This is a genomic window from Edwardsiella sp. EA181011, assembly GCF_000800725.1.
Classification (GTDB): domain Bacteria; phylum Pseudomonadota; class Gammaproteobacteria; order Enterobacterales; family Enterobacteriaceae; genus Edwardsiella; species Edwardsiella anguillarum.
This window is the reverse complement of sequence record NZ_CP011364.1, coordinates 454,313-471,259: the sequence shown is the minus strand read 5'-3', so window position 1 is coordinate 471,259 and position 16,947 is coordinate 454,313. Positions and strand designations below refer to the sequence as shown.

Sequence of the window (16,947 nt, the reverse complement as noted above, 5' to 3'; positions counted from 1 at the left end):
ACAGCATCCTGACTGGATCAGGCTGACGCTGGGTGGGACAGTGATCGCCCTGTCGCTTTGGGTGCACCGGCGCTGGATCGTACCACATCACGGACAAACGGCAGGCCGTCGCAGGCGTGGCGGCGCGCCAGCTGAATAAAGCCATCCATCACCGACTGGCGCTGCTCTCCCGTGCGCAGCGCCGCATACAGCCGACGCCATAGCCCCTCACCCAGCGGTCGGGTGGTCAGCGCCCCCTGGCGCTCGGCGCTTTCCGCGACCCAGTGCGGCAGCGCGGCGATGCCCATCCCCGCGGCCGCCATCTGCAGCAGCAGCAGCGTATTGTCGACTTGTTTTAGCCGGGGGGCGATGCCGGCGGGCTGGAGAAAGTGGTTCCAGACATCCAGACGCTGCCGGGCCACCGGATAAATTAACAGCGTCTCCTGTGCCAGATCCTGTGGCCGAACCGTGCCTCTGCGGGCCAGCGGGTGCCCGGGGGCCATCACCAAACGCACTTCATAATCGAACAGCGGCGCATAGTACAGCGTGCCGCGCGGCAAAATATCCGAGGTCAGCACCAGATCCAGCTCCCCCTGCTGCAGCGCGGGCTGGGGATCGAAGGTGACGCCGGAGCGAAAATCGAGCGTCACCTGGGGAAACTGGGCTTGAAACTGCGCCAGGGCCGGCGTCAGCCACTGAATACAGCTGTGACACTCAATGGCCAGACGCAGCGTCTGCTGCGGCGGTACCTGACATGCCTGTAGGGCCTGCTGTACCTGGGGCAGCACCTGCTCCGCCAGCGCCAGCAGGATCTCGCCCTGGGGGGTAAAGCGCAGGGGCTGGCTCTTACGGACAAACAGTCGGTATCCCAGGCGCTGTTCCAGTTCACTGAACTGATGAGAGAGGGCCGACTGGGTTTGGTGTAGCCGGGCGGCGGCGGCGGCCAGTGAACTGCCGGCGCGCAGAGCCTGCAGCGTTCTTAGGTGCTTCAGCTCGATCATGAGAAACCCTCAGTTAACAGATGAACAGATTGCGCTTGAGTCCTCTACATTACCCGCTGATTATGGATGTGTAAACATCTGGACATCTAAACATCCATAATCGGCATTGCGAGGTAAAAGAGGATGCAGGTAATCAGTCATACCCTGGGGTTTCCACGTATAGGGTTACAGCGTGAGTTGAAGAAGGCACTGGAGGCCTACTGGTCGGGCAGCGCGCCCCAGAACGCGCTACTGGCCTGCGGCGCCGAGCTGCGCGCCCGCCATTGGCGTCAGCAGCATCAGGCGGGAATCGATCTGCTGCCGGTGGGCGATTTTGCCTGGTATGACCATGTGTTGGCGACCAGTCTGATGCTGGGGAATGTCCCGGCACGCCACCGGCGCGCCGACGGCGTCATCGATCTGGATACGCTGTTTGGGATTGCGCGCGGCCAGGCGCCCGGAGGAAAGCCCGCGGCGGCGGCGGAGATGACAAAATGGTTTAACACCAACTATCACTATATCGTGCCCGAGTTTACCCGCGGGCAGCGCTTTTCCCTTGGCTGGCGCCAGCTGCTGGACGAGGTAGATGAGGCGCTGGCGCAGGGATATCGGGTGAAACCGGTACTGCTGGGGCCGCTGACCTACCTATGGCTCGGCAAGGTAAAAGGGGCGCCTTTCGATCGTCTAAGCCTACTGGAGGAGGTACTGGCGGTATACCGTCAGGTGCTGGCCGCGCTGGCCGAACGCGGGGTCGAATGGGTGCAGGTGGATGAGCCGGCGCTGGTGCTGACGCTGCCGCCGGCGTGGCGCGATGCCTATCAGCATGCGTATCAGGCGCTACAGGGGCCGGTGAAGCTGCTGCTGACCACCTACTTTGGCGACATCGGCCACCACCTGCCGACGATCTGTGCTCTGCCGGTGCAGGGGCTGCACGTCGATCTGGTTCAGGGCGCGGTCGATGCGCTGGCGCTCCACCGTCAGCTGCCCGCCGACTGGGTGCTATCGCTGGGCGCGATCAGCGGTCGTAACGTCTGGCGCGCCGATCTGGCCGATTGGCAGACGCGTCTGCAGCCGCTGGTCGGTCAGCGGCCGATCTGGCTGGGCAGTTCCTGCTCCCTGCTGCATACGCCTATTGATCTGAGTGCGGAAACCCAGCTGGATGAGGAGGTGAAAAGCTGGTTTGCCTTTGCCCTGCAGAAGTGCGACGAGCTGGCGCTGCTGACCCAGGCCCTGAACGATCCTGCGCCGCGGCGGGAGGCGTTGCTGAGCTACAGTGCGCCGCTATACCTGCGTCGCCGCTCCGAGCGGGTTCATAACCCGGCGGTAGCCGAGCGTCTGGCCGCGCTGACCGATGCGGATACGCAGCGCCCCAGCGGATACCCCCAGCGCGCTCGGCGTCAGCGCCAGCGCTTTGCACTGCCGCGCTGGCCGACGACGACCATCGGCTCATTCCCGCAGACGCCGGCTATCCGCACCCTGCGCCTCGACTTTCGCCGTGGGCAGCTGACCCCGCAGCACTATCGTCGGGGAATAGCCGATCACATCCGCCAGGCGATTAGCGAGCAGGAGCTACTGGGGCTGGACGTACTGGTGCACGGTGAGGCCGAACGTAATGATATGGTGGAGTATTTCGGTGAGCAGCTGGAGGGGTTTGTGTTTACCCGTAACGGCTGGGTACAGAGCTATGGCTCACGCTGTGTAAAGCCGCCGGTGATCGTCGGGGATATCAGCCGCCCCGCGCCGCTGACCGTCGAATGGACCACCTTTGCCCAGGCTCAGACCTCCCGGCCGGTGAAGGGCATGCTGACCGGTCCGATAACGATGCTGTGTTGGTCGTTTGCCCGTGAAGATGTGCCGCGAGAGGTTATCGCCCGTCAGCTGGCGCTGGCGCTGCGCGACGAGGTAGACGACCTGCAGCGCGCGGGGATCGGCATCATTCAAATCGACGAGCCCGCGCTGCGCGAGGGCCTGCCGCTGCGTCAGGATGAGTGGCAGGCGTACCTGGCGTGGGCCGTGGCGGCGTTTCGTCTGACGGCGGCGGTGGCGTACGATGATACCCAGATCCATACTCATATGTGCTACTGCGAGTTCAATGACATCATGGCGGCGATTGCGGCGTTGGATGCGGACGTGATCACCATTGAGACGGCGCGATCGGATATGGAGCTGTTGGAGGCCTTTTCTCGCTTCGACTATCCCAATGAGATCGGGCCCGGGGTGTACGATATCCACTCACCGAACGTGCCGACGCAGGCGGCGATGGTCGAGCTGCTGCGCCGGGCGGCACAGCATATTCCCGCCGAGAGGCTGTGGGTGAATCCGGACTGCGGTTTAAAGACGCGTGGCTGGGAGGAGACCCGACGTGCGCTGAGCAACATGGTGGCGGCGGCGCGCTTGCTGCGCGCGCAGACGCAGGCATAAAAAAACGGGCGGGAGCGACTGCTCCCGCCCGCAATACCGCGATGATACTTAGTCCTGCAGCAGACGGCGTGCGGCATCGACGACGATTTTTACCGCGTGCGATTCGGTCTGCTTCATGGTCTCCGCGTTGGGGATCTCTTGCTGGGTGCGGTTGACGATGACCCCGGCCACCATCCCGGCGCGCAGCCCCTGGCTGGAGCACATGGTCAGCAGCGTGGCGGACTCCATCTCGAAGTTCATCACGCCCATCTCTTGCCACTCTTTCATCGAGCCGCGGAAGCGGCGGGTTACACGGCCTGAGAAGGTATCATAGCGCTCCTGACCCGGGTAGAAGGTGTCGGAGGAGGCGGTGATCCCGACGTGGGTCGCAGCGCCGACGGCGCGGGCGGCATCGACCAGCGCGGTGGTGCAGGTGAAGTCGGCAACGGCCGGGAACTCCATCGGCGCGAAGTGCAGGCTGGCGCCGTCAAGGCGTACGGAGGCGGTGGTGACCAGCACGTCGCCGACGTTGATGTGCGGCTGAATGGCACCGGTGGTCCCGACGCGCAGGAAGGTACGGATACCCAGCTGTGCCAGCTCTTCCACGGCGATGGAGGTCGACGGACCGCCGATACCGGTGGAGCAGACGATGACAGCCTTACCGTCCAGCTCGGCGCGCCAGCTGGTGAATTCACGATGGGAGGCCAGCTTGACCGGGTTCTCCATCAGTTTGGCAATTTTTTCCACGCGCTCCGGGTCGCCGGGCACGATGGCCAGCGTAGCACCGTGCAGATCGCTTTTGGCCAGTCCGAGGTGGAATACTTCAGGTTTAGACATCGCTGCTGACTCCTGTGTCATCGTTATCCTCCGCTGAGGAACAAGGGATCACTCTACTGAAATTCGTCGGATAAATGCGTGACTCAAGTCACTTGATATGAAGAAACGGTATCATTATCGACAAAAAATTGTGATTATATTCACAATATATGGCGATAACGTCGGAATTTTAGACAGATTCCTGTGATGAGGATGACAGATCTTTCGCTCCTGCGCCGCCCCACGCGCCGCCCTCCCGCGGCTGCCGCTCGGGGGCGTTTTTCGACCGTTTAATTCGCCCGGTTACCGCTGGGCGATCCGCGATGACGCTGGCGGCGCCAAAGTGGTTAGGGTGATCCCTGAAAAATCCTCAGGGGAGATAATAACCATGCAACATGCGATTACCTTCGTGTTGGCAACGCTGTGTATTCTTGCTATTTGCTACCGTCTGTACGGCCTGTTTTTCGTGAGAAAGGTGCTGCGTGCCGACGATAGTGAAGTCACACCCTCACATACCTATGAAGACGGTAAAGACTATGTGCCGACCAAGAAATGGGTCAACTTCGGCAGCCATTTTGCCGCCATTGCTGCCGCGGGGCCGCTGGTCGGGCCGGTACTGGCCGCGCAGTTTGGCTATCTGCCGGGCTTCCTGTGGCTGCTGATCGGCTGCGTCATCGGCGGGGCGGTACACGATACGGTGGTGCTGTTCGCGTCGATGAAGCATCAGGGAAAGTCACTGTCCGAGGTGGCTAAATCGGAGCTGGGCCCCATTGCCGGCTGGTGTACCGGTCTGGCGATGCTGTTCATCATTACCATTACCATGGCCGGCCTGTCCATGGTGGTGGTTCATGCCCTAGAGCGTAACCCGTGGGGAACCTTCGCCGTCTTTATGACCATCCCGATCGCCATCTGCGTCGGGCTGTGGGAGCGCATCACCGGCAGTATGAAAGGGGCGACCTACGCCGGGATTGCCGCGATTATTCTGTGCGTTTTTGCCGGGCCCTACATTCAGCACACGACCTTCGGGGAGTGGCTGACCTGGAAGTCTTCAACCGTAAGCCTGCTGCTGCCGGCCTATGCCTTCTTTGCCACGGCGCTGCCGGTCTGGATGCTGCTGACGCCGCGCGGCTACCTGTCTAGCTTTATGAAGATTGGGGTCTTCGGCGCGCTGGTGGTCGGGGTGGTCTTTATCAACCCCGAAATTCAGTTTCCGGCGATCACCCAATTTATTCACGGCGGTGGTCCGGTACTGTCTGGGCCGGTATGGCCGTTTATCTCCATTACCATCGCCTGTGGCGCTATCTCCGGTTTTCACGCCTTTATCGGCTCTGGCACCACGCCGAAGCAGATCGACAAGTGGAGCGACATTCTGCCGGTGGGCTTTGGCGCTATGCTGGCGGAGTGCGTCGTTGGGGTCATGGCGCTGATCGCTGCCACCTCGCTGCACCCGGCGGATTACTTTGCCATTAACTCCAGCGCTCAGGCCTGGGCCGGGCTGGGGATGGAGGTCGTCCACCTGCCGCAGCTGAGTCAGGAGATCGGTCTGGATCTGTACGGGCGGACCGGCGGGGCGGTGACCCTGGCGGTTGGGATGACGGATATCTTTATCCGGGTGCCGTGGTTTAGTAGCCTGGCCTCCTACTTCTTCCAGTTTGTCATCATGTTCGAAGCGGTCTTTATTCTGACGGCCGTCGATTCCGGCACCCGCGTGGCGCGCTACCTGCTGCAGGACTTCTTGGGGGATCTGTGGGCGCCGCTGAAGCGCACAGACTGGCTGCCCGGTTCGATTTTCTGCTCTATCGTTGCCTGCCTACTGTGGGGGTATCTGCTCAACTCTGGCGACATCAACTCGGTATGGGCACTGTTCGGTGTATCTAACCAGCTGATGGCTTCCGTGGGTCTGATCATCGGTGCCACCATCATTCTGCGTCTGGCGACCAAACGTATTTACATGCTGACCTGTATTATTCCGCTGGTCTATCTGTTTATTACGGTGAACTACGCCGGTTACTGGATGGTGAAGCACGTTTACTTTAATCCGCAGGCGGCGGGCTATAACCTGTTCAACGGGACGATCTCCATCATCATGCTGGTGCTGGGCCTGGTGATCCTGCTATCGGCCCTGCGCAAATGGCGTGAGCTGTGGATGAAGCGCGGCGGTGAGCTGGCCGCCGCGCAGGCGGAGGCAACGGCCTGATCCCGCGTTGCCATACGCTTTCCGATAACAATCGACGGCCGATTTAACGGCCGTTGGTTTTTTATCGGGGTGACTACGGGTAAGCTGGACGCTTGACCGTCGTATGAGGAGTAAGGGCGTGCTAGACAGCCTTATTCAAGGCACCATCGAGTTTGTCCGCCTGCATCAGGGCTGGGCGGTGCCGCTGGTATTTTTCCTGGCCTTTGGTGAATCGCTGGCCTTTATCTCCCTTTTACTGCCGGCGACGGTGATCCTCTTTGCGCTGAGCGCCCTGCTGGGTGAGGGCGGCGTTCCGTTTGTCCCTGTCTGGCTGGCGGCGGCGGTCGGCGCCTTTTTGGGCGACTGGCTTTCCTATTGGCTTGGCTACCATTATCAGCATCAGATCAGCCATATGTGGCCGCTGTCGCGTAGCCCGCAGATACTGCAGCGTGGACACCGTTACTTTGCGCGCTGGGGGTTTTGGGGGGTCTTCTTTGGTCGTTTCCTGGGGCCCCTGCGAGCCGCCGTGCCGCTGGTCGCCGGGATTTGCGCCATGCGGCAGCGCTATTTTCAGTTGGCCAACCTGCTGTCTGCGCTGATCTGGGGTGCGGGGATTCTGGCACCGGGCATGCTGGGCATCCGCTGGCTGGGCCAGTGGATCGGGTAACATTTTGCTGTGCGCCGTTTCGCATTCTGAACGGGTAATCTCTGGACATCCATACAGCTGCTGATTACCGTGTCGGGCAGGGATCTCACGGGGAGAGGCAGGGTGGAGAACGTAACGCTTTGGATACTGGCGGCATCGCTGGCCGGGATGGTTATCGGTTGGTTGGCGGCGGCCCTGCGGGCGCAGCAGGCGCGGGTTGCCCATGAGCAGGCGCTGGGCGCGCTGGATAGCCAGCTCGCCGCCGCCCAGGAGCGGATAGCCCAGCAGCGGCTGTGGCACGAAGAATGTGAGCGTCTAAACCAGGAACTACGCGCTCAGCGTGACGTCAATAGCGCCCAGGAGGCTGAGCTGCGCGAGGTGACGATCCGGCTGGAGGAGACGCGCATGGGCGCAGAAGAGAAGCAGCGTCTGCTGCTGAACGCGGAGCAGCGCCTGAATGTCCAGTTTGAGAATCTGGCTAACCGTATTTTTGAGCACAGCGGTCGGCGGGTCGAGGCGCAAAATCGGCAGAGTCTCGATGCCCTGCTGACGCCGCTGCGCGAACAGCTCGATGGCTTTCGCCGCCAGATCAACGAGAGCTTTGGCCAGGAGGCCCGCGAGCGTCACACCTTGACCCATGAGATTCGCAGCCTGCAGCAGATGAACGCCCAGATGGCGCGCGAGGCGCTTAACCTGACGCGTGCGCTGAAGGGGGACAACAAGATGCAGGGCAACTGGGGCGAGGTGGTGCTGAGCCGGGTGCTGGAGTCCTCCGGCCTGCGTGAGGGGCATGAATATCGCACTCAGGTCAGCGTGCAAACGGAGGAAAGCGGGCGCATGCAGCCGGATGTGGTGGTACACCTACCCCAGGGAAAAGATGTGGTGGTGGATGCCAAAATGTCGCTGGTGGCCTATGAGCGCTTTTTCAACGCGGAGGATGAGCACGAGCGTGAGCTGGCGCTGCAGCAGCATATTCTGTCGCTGCGGGCTCATATTCGCCAGCTGGGGCGTAAGGATTATCAGCGGCTACCCGGTCTGCGCACCCTGGACTATGTGCTGATGTTTATCCCCCTCGAGCCGGCCTTTCTGGCAGCGATCGAGCGCGATCCCGAGCTGATCAGTGAGGCGCTGCGTCACAATATTATGTTGGTAAGTCCGACTACATTGCTGGTGGCTTTGCGCACCATCAATAATTTATGGCGCTACGAGTACCAAAGTCAAAATGCACAAAAAATCGCTGATCGTGCCGCCAAGCTATACGATAAAGTGCGCTTGTTCGTCGATGATATGTCTACACTGGGGCAAAGTCTGGAGCGGGCCCAGTCAAGTTATCGCCAGGCGATGAACAAACTGAGCCACGGGCGTGGTAACCTGATAGGCCAAGTGGAAAGTTTTCGCGGGCTGGGCGTGGAGGTTAAACGTCCGATCAGCCCGGCGCTGGCACAAGAAGCCTGCCAGCCGCCACAGGACGGAGAGCCCGCAGCGGTATCCGGCGAGATGGTGGCGCATCATGGGACTCCCTCTGTGCAGTAAGGGCCCGTGCCGTCCGCTCTCCACCCTATCGTTGACACTGTGTTGCCCGCAGAGGGCGACGTTGAGGCTTCCGCGCCGCATGCGGAGGCCATGCGACCACCAATTTTAGGCTAAGGAAAGAAATGGTAGATCAAACGCCGGAAACCACTCACTTTGGTTACAAGACCGTCGCCGCCGCCGATAAGGCGGGGAAAGTAGCGCAGGTGTTTCACTCCGTGGCGGGCAAGTACGACCTGATGAATGACCTGATGTCATTCGGTATTCACCGCCTGTGGAAACGCTTTACCATTGACTGCAGCGGCGTACGACAGGGGCAGCGCGTTCTCGATCTGGCCGGGGGTACCGGCGATTTGGCCGCCAAGTTCTCGCGTATGGTCGGCGAGCAGGGGGAAGTGGTACTGGCCGATATCAATGATTCGATGCTGAAGATCGGGCGCGAAAAGCTGCGCAACATGGGGATCGCCGGCAACCTGAACTACGTGCAGGCCAACGCGGAGGCGCTGCCGTTCCCTGAGAACTATTTCGACTGCATTACCATCGCCTTTGGCCTACGTAACGTGACGGACAAAGACAAGGCGCTGCGCTCCATGTTCCGGGTGCTGAAGCCGGGGGGACGTCTGCTGGTGCTGGAGTTTTCCAAGCCCCAGCTCGCCGCGTTGAGCAAGGCCTATGACGCCTACTCTTTCCATATTCTGCCGCGTATCGGTGAGATGGTGGCGAACGATGGCGACAGCTACCGCTATCTGGCGGAGTCCATCCGTATGCATCCGGATCAGGAGACCCTGAAGGGAATGATGGCGTCGGCCGGATTTGAAAATACCACCTACGATAACCTGACCGGCGGTATCGTGGCTCTGCACCGTGGCTACAAATTTTAATCTGAAGGAATCGGCATGCTGACCCCTTTGTGCACGGCGCTGCTGGAAACGGCGCTGAATGCTGCGCTGTATCGGGATCGCGCGCTTCAGTCTGCCCGCCAGCGTCTGGCTGGCCGGGTGCTGCAGATTTCGCTGGCGGAGCTGGAGGATCCTTTTTTCCTGATCTTTAGCCAGCGCCAGGTCGATGTGCTGGCCCTCTGGGAGGGCGCCGTCGATTGTCAGGTGACGACGCGGCTGTCCGTGCTGTCCCAGCTGCGCGACCGCCGCCAGCTGGCGGCGCTGATGCAGCGCGGTGAGCTGCGCGTCGATGGCGATATTCAGGTCGTGCAGCAGCTGGTTACTCTGCTGGATTTGGCCGAGTGGGCGCCGGCTGAGCTGCTGGCACCCTATACCGGTGATATTGTGGCACAGGGGCTGTGCTCCGCCGCTCAGCGGGGCGGGCGTGCCCTGCAGGGATCCCTGCGGCGTCAGCGCCACTACGCGCGCGATGCGCTGATTGAGGAGTGGCGTTTAGCGCCCGGTACGCTGGAGTTTACCTGGTTTCAGGAGGAGGTCGCTGCCCTGCAACGCCAGGCGTCGGCGTTTGAACAGCGTCTTGCCCGACTGGAGAAATGTGTATGACGCCCAGCGAACTGCGCCGACTTTGCCTGATTATTCGGGTTTTTCTCGCCTATGGCCTGGATGAACTGATCCCCCAATGCGGATTACCCTGCCGCTGCGTATCGGGCGTCGCTGCCTATTCTGGATGCGTAACCGTCACAGGGACAAGCCGCTGGGAGAGCGGTTGCGCCTAGCGTTGCAGACACTGGGACCCGTGTGGATCAAGTTTGGCCAGATGTTGTCGACCCGGCGCGATCTGTTTGCGCCGGCCATCGCCGATCAGCTCGCGCTGCTGCAGGATCGAGTTGCTCCGTTTGACGGTGCGCTGGCGCGGCGGCAGATTGAGGCCGCGCTGGGAGGGCCTCTGGAACAGTGGTTTGACGACTTTGACAGCCAGGCGCTGGCGTCGGCTTCCATTGCGCAGGTGCATACCGCGACGCTGCGTGAGAATGGCCGAGAGGTGGTGCTTAAGGTGATCCGCCCCGACATTCAGCCGATTATCCGGGCGGATGTGCGCCTGATGTACCGGCTGGCGGGATGGGTGCCTAAGCTGCTGCCTGACGGGCGCCGACTGCGGCCGCGCGAGGTCGTTCGCGAGTACGAAAAGACCCTGCTGGATGAGCTGAATCTGCTGCGCGAGGCGGCGAATGCGATCCAGCTGCGGCGTAACTTCGATGCCAGTCCGATGCTGTATGTGCCGGAGGTGTTTTCCGACTACTGCCGTGAGTCGGTACTGGTGATGGAGCGGATTTACGGGGTGCCGGTATCCGATATCGCGGCGCTACACGCGCAGAACACCAATATGAAGCTGTTGGCTGAGCGTGGGGTGCAGGTCTTTTTTACCCAGGTGTTTCGCGACAGCTTCTTCCATGCCGATATGCATCCGGGCAATATCTTTGTCAGCTATGAACACCCGCAGGATCCGCAGTATATCGGGATTGACTGCGGCATTGTCGGCAGCCTGAACAAGGCGGACAAGCGCTATTTGGCTGAAAACTTTATTGCCTTCTTCAACCGGGATTACCGTAAGGTTGCAGAGCTGCACGTCGACTCGGGCTGGGTACCACCGGATACCAATGTTGAAGAGTTCGAGTTTGCTATCCGCACCGTATGTGAGCCGATCTTTGAGAAGCCGCTGGATCAGATTTCGTTTGGCCACGTGCTGCTCAACCTGTTCAATACCGCACGGCGTTTTAATATGGAGGTTCAGCCTCAGCTGGTGCTCCTGCAGAAAACGCTGCTGTACGTCGAGGGGCTGGGGCGTCAGCTGTATCCGCAGCTGGATCTGTGGACCACGGCCAAACCCTTCTTGGAGAACTGGCTGCACGATCAGGTCGGACTGCCGGCGCTGATGCGGGCGCTGAAGGCTAAGGCGCCCTACTGGAGCGAGAAGCTGCCGGAGCTGCCGGAGCTGCTGTATGACAGCCTGCAGCAGCAGCGTCGCCTACAGCACAGCATGGATAGCATGACGCACCGCCTGGGGCAGCAGGGCAACAGACAGGGACGCGCGCGCTATCTGTTCGGTATTGGCGCAACCCTGTTGCTCAGTGGTACCATCCTGACCATGGCGAATATTGCGCTCTGGCCGATAGGGCTGTATGTTGCTGGAGTCGTGATCTGGCTCGCAGGCTGGCGTTATACCCGGTGATCCATACCCCGAATTAGGGAGATGTCGAAGGCCGAAAGGCGTTCAAAATGACGATGTGTACCGTATAATGCGGCGTCACGAATATAACCCCTTGCGATAGAGGTGAGTAAAAATGGGCGGTATCAGCATTTGGCAGTTGTTGATTATTGCAGTGATCGTGGTGTTGCTGTTTGGCACCAATAAGCTGCGTACTCTGGGTTCGGATCTGGGCGCATCGATCAAAGGCTTTAAGAAAGCCATTGGCGATGAAGAAAAAACGCCTCCCTCCACCAATGCAAACAGCAGTGCGGCACCTCAGGATGCAGATTTCAAATCGATCGTTGAGCAGCAGCCTGAAGTGAAGAAAGAAGAGTCCAAGAGTCAGAATAAAGAGCAGGTGTAAACCGTGTTTGACATCGGATTTAGTGAACTGCTGCTGGTAATGGTCATCGGCCTGGTGGTGCTTGGGCCGGAACGGTTGCCGGTAGCGGTGCGTACGGTGGCGGGATGGATCAGGGCGCTGCGCTCGTTGGCAACGTCGGTTCAGAACGAACTGTCGCAAGAATTGAAGCTGCAGGAGTTGCAGGACAGTCTCAAGAAGGCCGAATCGGCCGGCTTGCAGAATTTGACGCCGGAGCTGAAGGCCTCCATGGATGAACTGAAGCAGGCGGCCGAATCAATGAAACGCAGTTATCATTCAGAGATCACTGGATCCGATACGGAAAAGGAGCCTTCGGCGGCGGAAACGATCCCTCATGCGGATATGCCCAAGCCGGAGGCTGACGCAGCGCTCGCGCCGCGTCAGAGCGCGGTGCAGGAAGCACCGGCTGCGCAGGCCGCCCCCTCCACCCACGCCGATGCCGTGACTGCCAGCGCGCAGCCCGCATCTTCTCCTTCCACCTCTCACGATAGTGCGCAGCATGGCCGTTGAAGATACCCAGCCGTTGATTAGTCATTTGATCGAGCTGCGTAAGCGGCTGTTGAATGCAATTATTTGTATCCTGGTGGTATTCCTGGCATTGGTCTACTTTGCCAACGATATCTACCATCTGGTTTCTGCCCCGTTGATCAATCAGCTGCCGCACGGTGCCAGCATGATCGCGACCGACGTGGCGTCCCCCTTCTTTACGCCGATTAAGCTGACCATGATTGTGTCAGTTTTTGTCTCCGCGCCGTTTATCCTGTATCAGGTCTGGGCCTTTGTGGCGCCGGCGCTGTACAAGCATGAGCGCCGGATGCTGACGCCGCTGCTGGTCTCCAGTACGCTGCTGTTCTATATCGGCATGGCGTTTGCTTATTTTGTGGTCTTTCCGCTGGCGTTTGGCTTTTTTGCCAAAACCGCGCCAGCCGGGGTGACGATTGCTACCGATATCAATAACTACCTCGACTTTGTCATGGCGCTGTTTATGGCGTTTGGCGTCTCGTTCGAGGTGCCGGTTGCTATCATTCTGCTGTGCTGGACCGGCGTGACCACCCCGGCAGAGCTGAAGAAAAAGCGGCCCTACGTTATCGTCGGCGCCTTCGTCGTTGGTATGCTGCTGACGCCACCGGACGTATTTTCGCAGACGCTGCTGGCGATCCCGATGTGTCTGCTGTTTGAAGTCGGCGTCTTCTTCGCTCGCTTCTATGTCGGCAAGCGCCGTCGCGATCCGGAAGAAGAGGACGAAGACGAAGCGTCACACGATGAAGAGCAGCCCAAAGCGAGCTGATTCTCCCTTCACTTCACAGGCCGCCCTTGGGGCGGCCTGTGTGTTTTGGCGGGGACGCAGGCGATGGCTCTTGTTGTCTCGGTGCCGATGTGCAGCTACGCTGCTGGAATGAGCCGTCGTGGATGCCACCTCCGTGGCGGAGTGGCGCTCTTAGCATTAGGAGGAGTAGACCGATGCTGGATATCGGTGTCAATCTGACCAACGGCCAGTTTAGTGGCGATGTGCCGCAGGTGGTTGCCCGGGCGCGTCAGGCGGGATTAAATGGTATGATAATTACCGGTACTAGCCTGACGGAAAGCGCGCAGGCCCTGCGTCTGGCACAGGCATATCCTGACTTTTGCTGGGCGACGGCCGGCGTGCATCCCCACGATGCCCATTGCTGGAGCGAAAACAGCGCCGCCGATCTTGAGCCGCTGCTGAGTTCGTCGGCGGTCGTTGCCGTCGGCGAGTGCGGGTTGGATTTTGCCCGTAACTTCTCGACGCCGGCGCAGCAGGAGGTGGCCTTTGAGGCGCAGTTAGCGCTGGCAGCCCGGATCGGGAAACCCGTATTCCTGCACTGCCGGGAGGCCCACGCGCGGTTTATCGCGCTATTGCGTCCCTGGCTGAGTCGTCTTCCCGGTGCCGTACTGCACTGTTTTACCGGTACCCGTGACGAGCTGGATGCATGCCTGTCGCTGGGGCTGTATATTGGCATTACCGGCTGGATCTGCGATGAACGGCGAGGCATGCCCCTGCGGGCGCTGCTGCCGCATATTCCCACTGATCGATTGCTGCTGGAGACGGATGCCCCTTATTTATTGCCGCGCGATATACAACCCAAACCGAAGTCGCGGCGTAATGAACCCTGCTTTTTGCCCCACATCGCGGAGCAGGCGGCCCGCTGGCGTCAACAGGATGCCCGCTGGCTGAAGCAGGTGACTGAAAACAATGCCCGCCAACTGTTTAGGCTGGCATAAGTAGAGGAGATTACCGTGAGCTATGCATTTCCAGGCGCCTTTCCGGGGCGCCGCCTGCGCCGTCTGCGCCGGCATGATTTTAGTCGCCGTCTGTGTGCCGAAAACGTGCTGACGGTTGACGATCTGATCTATCCGGTGTTTGTGATGGAGGGGAATAACCATCAGGAGGCGGTATCCTCCATGCCGGGAGTTCAGCGCATGACCATCGATGTCCTGGTTCGTGAGGCCGAGGCCGTCGCTAAGCTGGGCGTGCCGGTGCTGTCGCTGTTCCCGGTGGTCGGTACGGATAAAAAATCCCTGTATGCCGAAGAGGCGTACAGCAGCGATGGTTTGGTGCAGCGCGCGGTGCGGGCCCTGAAGGATGCGGTGCCTGAGCTTGGCATCTTAACCGACGTCGCACTGGATCCGTATACGACCCACGGTCAGGATGGCGTGATCGATGAGGACGGCTACGTCGTCAACGATATCACTAAAGAGATCCTGGTGCGTCAGGCCTTGTCCCATGCCGAGGTCGGCGCCGATATCGTGGCGCCGAGCGATATGATGGATGGCCGCATTGGCGCTATCCGCAGCATGCTGGAGAGCCAAAAGCTGGTCAACACCCAGATCATGGCTTACTCCGCGAAGTATGCCTCCTGCTACTACGGCCCATTCCGTGATGCACTGGGCTCCTCAGGGAACCTGAAGGGCGGCAACAAGAAGACCTATCAGATGGACCCGGCCAACGGTGATGAGGCGCTGCAGGAGGTAGCTCAGGATCTGCAGGAGGGGGCCGATATGGTGATGGTTAAACCGGGTATGCCGTATCTGGACGTATTACGCCGGGTGAAAGATACCTTTGGCGTGCCGACCTTTGCCTATCAGGTCTCCGGTGAGTATGCCATGCATATGGCTGCGATCCAGAACGGTTGGCTGCAGGAGAAGCCGGCGATCATGGAGTCCCTGATCTGCTTCAAGCGTGCGGGCGCCGATGGCGTGCTGACCTATTTTGCCAAGCGTGTGGCGCAGTGGCTGCATGATGCGGAGATGACTCGCTGAGTCTTTCTGACGGCGATAAAGTAAAAAGCCCGCGGATGCGGGCTTTTTGTTGCCGATATATTCGGTCGACTCAAAGGATCTTTTCAAACGCGCTGTTACTCAGCGTATGGCTCACCTCTTGATTCAGCAGATTAAGCAGTAAAATGGCGCGCTTTTCCCCGTCGCTTTCGCGGTAAATCGCTTCCATGCCGCTGAAGGCTCCCTGGGTAATTCGCACCCTATCGCCGGGGATCGGCGTTTGCGGCGCGATCGCCATCGGCGCAGGTGCCATCATCAGCTGCTTAACGATACTAAAGGGCACGGTGGCGGGCAGCTTACCGAAGCGGACAAAGTGGCTAACGCCGCGGGTCGACTGTACCGTGGTGGTATGGATCCGCTCAGGATCCAGCTCAATAAACATGTAGTTGGGGAACATGGGTTCCTGCACCTGCGTGCGTTTGCCCCGTACGACCTTTTCCAGGGTGATCATGGGGATAACACAGGGGATCTCCTGACGCATCAGGTGCTCACGCGCCCGCGTTAACTGGCCCCGTTTGCAATACAACAAATACCAGGATTCCATACGTTCATACTCCTCTCATACCGCGCAGCCTAGCATATTCACGGCTGCCCGCAGAAGCGACGTGCGTCGGCATGTGCACATTTGCTCACCAACTGCGCGTTGTGACCTGCTTTTTTCCCCAGGGCCGGCATAAGATCACATCAATGAGCCGGATGTTTAGTTATAAAGGCCGGGAAAAATGACCGCGTATCGCCGGCGGGCACCATCGGGTGACGTTCGACGGCGGCTACGCACTACCTCGGGGGAGATCATGGAGTTATTTTTACTGAGTAATGGCAAAGTATCCGGTGAGTCTGAGCTGCTGGGCTATGCCAAAGGAATGATCCAGTCGATGCTGCTGGAGAAGAAGATCCGCCGGGCTCTGCTTATCCCATATGCCCTGATCCGCAGCAGCTATGATGCCCGTGCCGCTGAGCTGGAGCATTCGCTGGGAATTACCGTGGAGAGCATTCATCACCACGCCGATCCGGTCAAGGCGCTGGAAGAGGCGGAGTGTATCCTGATCAGCGGCGGTAATACCTGGGTGCTGAACCAGATGCTGCATGAGAATGGGCTGATCGTGCCGATCCAGCGTGCGGTACGTGAGCGCGGTATTCCCTATATTGGCTGGAGCGCCGGCTGTAACGTGGCTACGCCAAGCATCCGTACTACGAATGATATGCCGGTGCGTAACAGCGTGGTATTGCCATCGCTGGGGCTGTTTCCGGTGCAGATTAACCCGCACTATATCGATGCCCATCTCAGCGGACATATGGGGGAAACGCGCGATGAGCGTATCGCCGAATTCTGCGCCGTGAACCCCAGCGAGTCCGTAATCGCCCTGCGCGAAGGCAGCCTGCTGCACGTCAGCGGTGAAACCCTGCAGTATTACAGCGCCAAAGCGCAGGGCTACAAGGTCTTTCGCCACGGCGAGGAGACACGCGAGTACCATGATACGCAGGCTTTAGCTGCGCTGGTGCCGTTCCACTGCCGTTAAACGGGCGCTGCGAGCGACGCATTTCTTGCCGTATGAGTTACTCGATTGTAACAAAAGTACAGCAAGTCGGG

At 60.0% G+C, this 16,947-nt stretch carries 15 protein-coding genes and 1 pseudogene; 13 read left to right on the top strand and 3 right to left on the bottom strand.

Annotated elements, in window-relative coordinates; genetic code table 11:
- Positions 1-17: 17 nt before the first annotated feature.
- Complete coding sequence (gene metR / locus QY76_RS17525; RefSeq protein ID WP_071844095.1) at positions 18-980, bottom strand: HTH-type transcriptional regulator MetR; 963 nt, start codon at positions 978-980, stop codon at positions 18-20.
- 123 nt (positions 981-1,103) lie between these two features.
- Here metR and metE point away from each other — a divergent pair, with 123 nt between their 5' ends.
- On the top strand, positions 1,104-3,380 hold the full coding sequence (gene metE / locus QY76_RS02130; protein WP_045426469.1) for a 5-methyltetrahydropteroyltriglutamate--homocysteine S-methyltransferase: 2,277 nt from the start codon (positions 1,104-1,106) through the stop codon (positions 3,378-3,380).
- A gap of 48 nt (positions 3,381-3,428) precedes the next feature.
- Here metE and udp read toward each other — a convergent pair whose 3' ends face one another.
- Positions 3,429-4,196, bottom strand: coding sequence for a uridine phosphorylase (gene udp, locus QY76_RS02125; RefSeq protein ID WP_012847023.1), 768 nt, complete (start codon positions 4,194-4,196; stop codon positions 3,429-3,431).
- A gap of 367 nt (positions 4,197-4,563) precedes the next feature.
- On the opposite strand from udp, the gene QY76_RS02120 reads away from it, so the two are divergent.
- The 11 genes and pseudogenes from QY76_RS02120 to hemB all read left to right on the top strand — a co-directional run bounded on the left by QY76_RS02120 (position 4,564) and on the right by hemB (position 15,338).
- A complete protein-coding gene (locus tag QY76_RS02120) occupies positions 4,564-6,372 on the top strand; it encodes a carbon starvation protein A (RefSeq protein WP_034164570.1) in 1,809 nt (602 codons plus the stop codon).
- 118 nt (positions 6,373-6,490) lie between these two features.
- On the top strand, positions 6,491-7,018 hold the full coding sequence (locus QY76_RS02115; protein WP_034164571.1) for a DedA family protein: 528 nt from the start codon (positions 6,491-6,493) through the stop codon (positions 7,016-7,018).
- Between the two features lie 147 nt (positions 7,019-7,165).
- On the top strand, positions 7,166-8,530 hold the full coding sequence (rmuC, locus tag QY76_RS02110) for a DNA recombination protein RmuC (protein WP_071844210.1): 1,365 nt from the start codon (positions 7,166-7,168) through the stop codon (positions 8,528-8,530).
- Between the two features lie 122 nt (positions 8,531-8,652).
- Positions 8,653-9,408 (top strand): bifunctional demethylmenaquinone methyltransferase/2-methoxy-6-polyprenyl-1,4-benzoquinol methylase UbiE, encoded by a 756-nt coding sequence (ubiE, locus tag QY76_RS02105; protein ID WP_034164573.1) that lies wholly within the window; start codon positions 8,653-8,655, stop codon positions 9,406-9,408.
- A 15-nt stretch (positions 9,409-9,423) separates the two neighbouring features.
- The gene (locus QY76_RS02100; RefSeq protein ID WP_034164574.1) at positions 9,424-10,029 is read left to right on the top strand and encodes an SCP2 domain-containing protein; all 606 of its coding nucleotides are present in this window, start codon (positions 9,424-9,426) and stop codon (positions 10,027-10,029) included.
- Positions 10,026-11,656, top strand: a pseudogene (gene ubiB, locus QY76_RS02095) (ubiquinone biosynthesis regulatory protein kinase UbiB). The gene QY76_RS02100 and the pseudogene ubiB overlap by 4 nt, the downstream one beginning before the upstream one ends.
- A gap of 112 nt (positions 11,657-11,768) precedes the next feature.
- The gene (gene tatA / locus QY76_RS02090) at positions 11,769-12,038 is read left to right on the top strand and encodes a Sec-independent protein translocase subunit TatA (protein WP_012847030.1); all 270 of its coding nucleotides are present in this window, start codon (positions 11,769-11,771) and stop codon (positions 12,036-12,038) included.
- 3 nt (positions 12,039-12,041) lie between these two features.
- Entirely contained in the window at positions 12,042-12,566 is a 525-nt protein-coding gene (tatB, locus tag QY76_RS02085) for a Sec-independent protein translocase protein TatB (RefSeq protein WP_034164576.1), read from the top strand.
- Positions 12,556-13,344, top strand: a complete 789-nt coding sequence (tatC, locus tag QY76_RS02080; protein ID WP_034164577.1) for a Sec-independent protein translocase subunit TatC — start codon at positions 12,556-12,558, stop codon at positions 13,342-13,344. The genes tatB and tatC overlap by 11 nt, the downstream gene beginning before the upstream one ends.
- A 173-nt stretch (positions 13,345-13,517) precedes the next feature.
- The gene (gene tatD, locus QY76_RS02075) at positions 13,518-14,300 is read left to right on the top strand and encodes a 3'-5' ssDNA/RNA exonuclease TatD (RefSeq protein WP_034164578.1); all 783 of its coding nucleotides are present in this window, start codon (positions 13,518-13,520) and stop codon (positions 14,298-14,300) included.
- Between the two features lie 15 nt (positions 14,301-14,315).
- The gene (gene hemB / locus QY76_RS02070; RefSeq protein WP_045426460.1) at positions 14,316-15,338 is read left to right on the top strand and encodes a porphobilinogen synthase; all 1,023 of its coding nucleotides are present in this window, start codon (positions 14,316-14,318) and stop codon (positions 15,336-15,338) included.
- 70 nt (positions 15,339-15,408) lie between these two features.
- Here the strand turns inward: hemB and rfaH are convergent, their stop codons facing one another.
- Positions 15,409-15,900, bottom strand: a complete 492-nt coding sequence (gene rfaH, locus QY76_RS02065) for a transcription/translation regulatory transformer protein RfaH (RefSeq protein WP_034164579.1) — start codon at positions 15,898-15,900, stop codon at positions 15,409-15,411.
- Positions 15,901-16,150: 250 nt separating this feature from the next.
- Here rfaH and pepE point away from each other — a divergent pair, with 250 nt between their 5' ends.
- The gene (gene pepE, locus QY76_RS02060) at positions 16,151-16,876 is read left to right on the top strand and encodes a dipeptidase PepE (RefSeq protein WP_015869620.1); all 726 of its coding nucleotides are present in this window, start codon (positions 16,151-16,153) and stop codon (positions 16,874-16,876) included.
- The last annotated feature ends 71 nt before the right edge of the window (positions 16,877-16,947 follow it).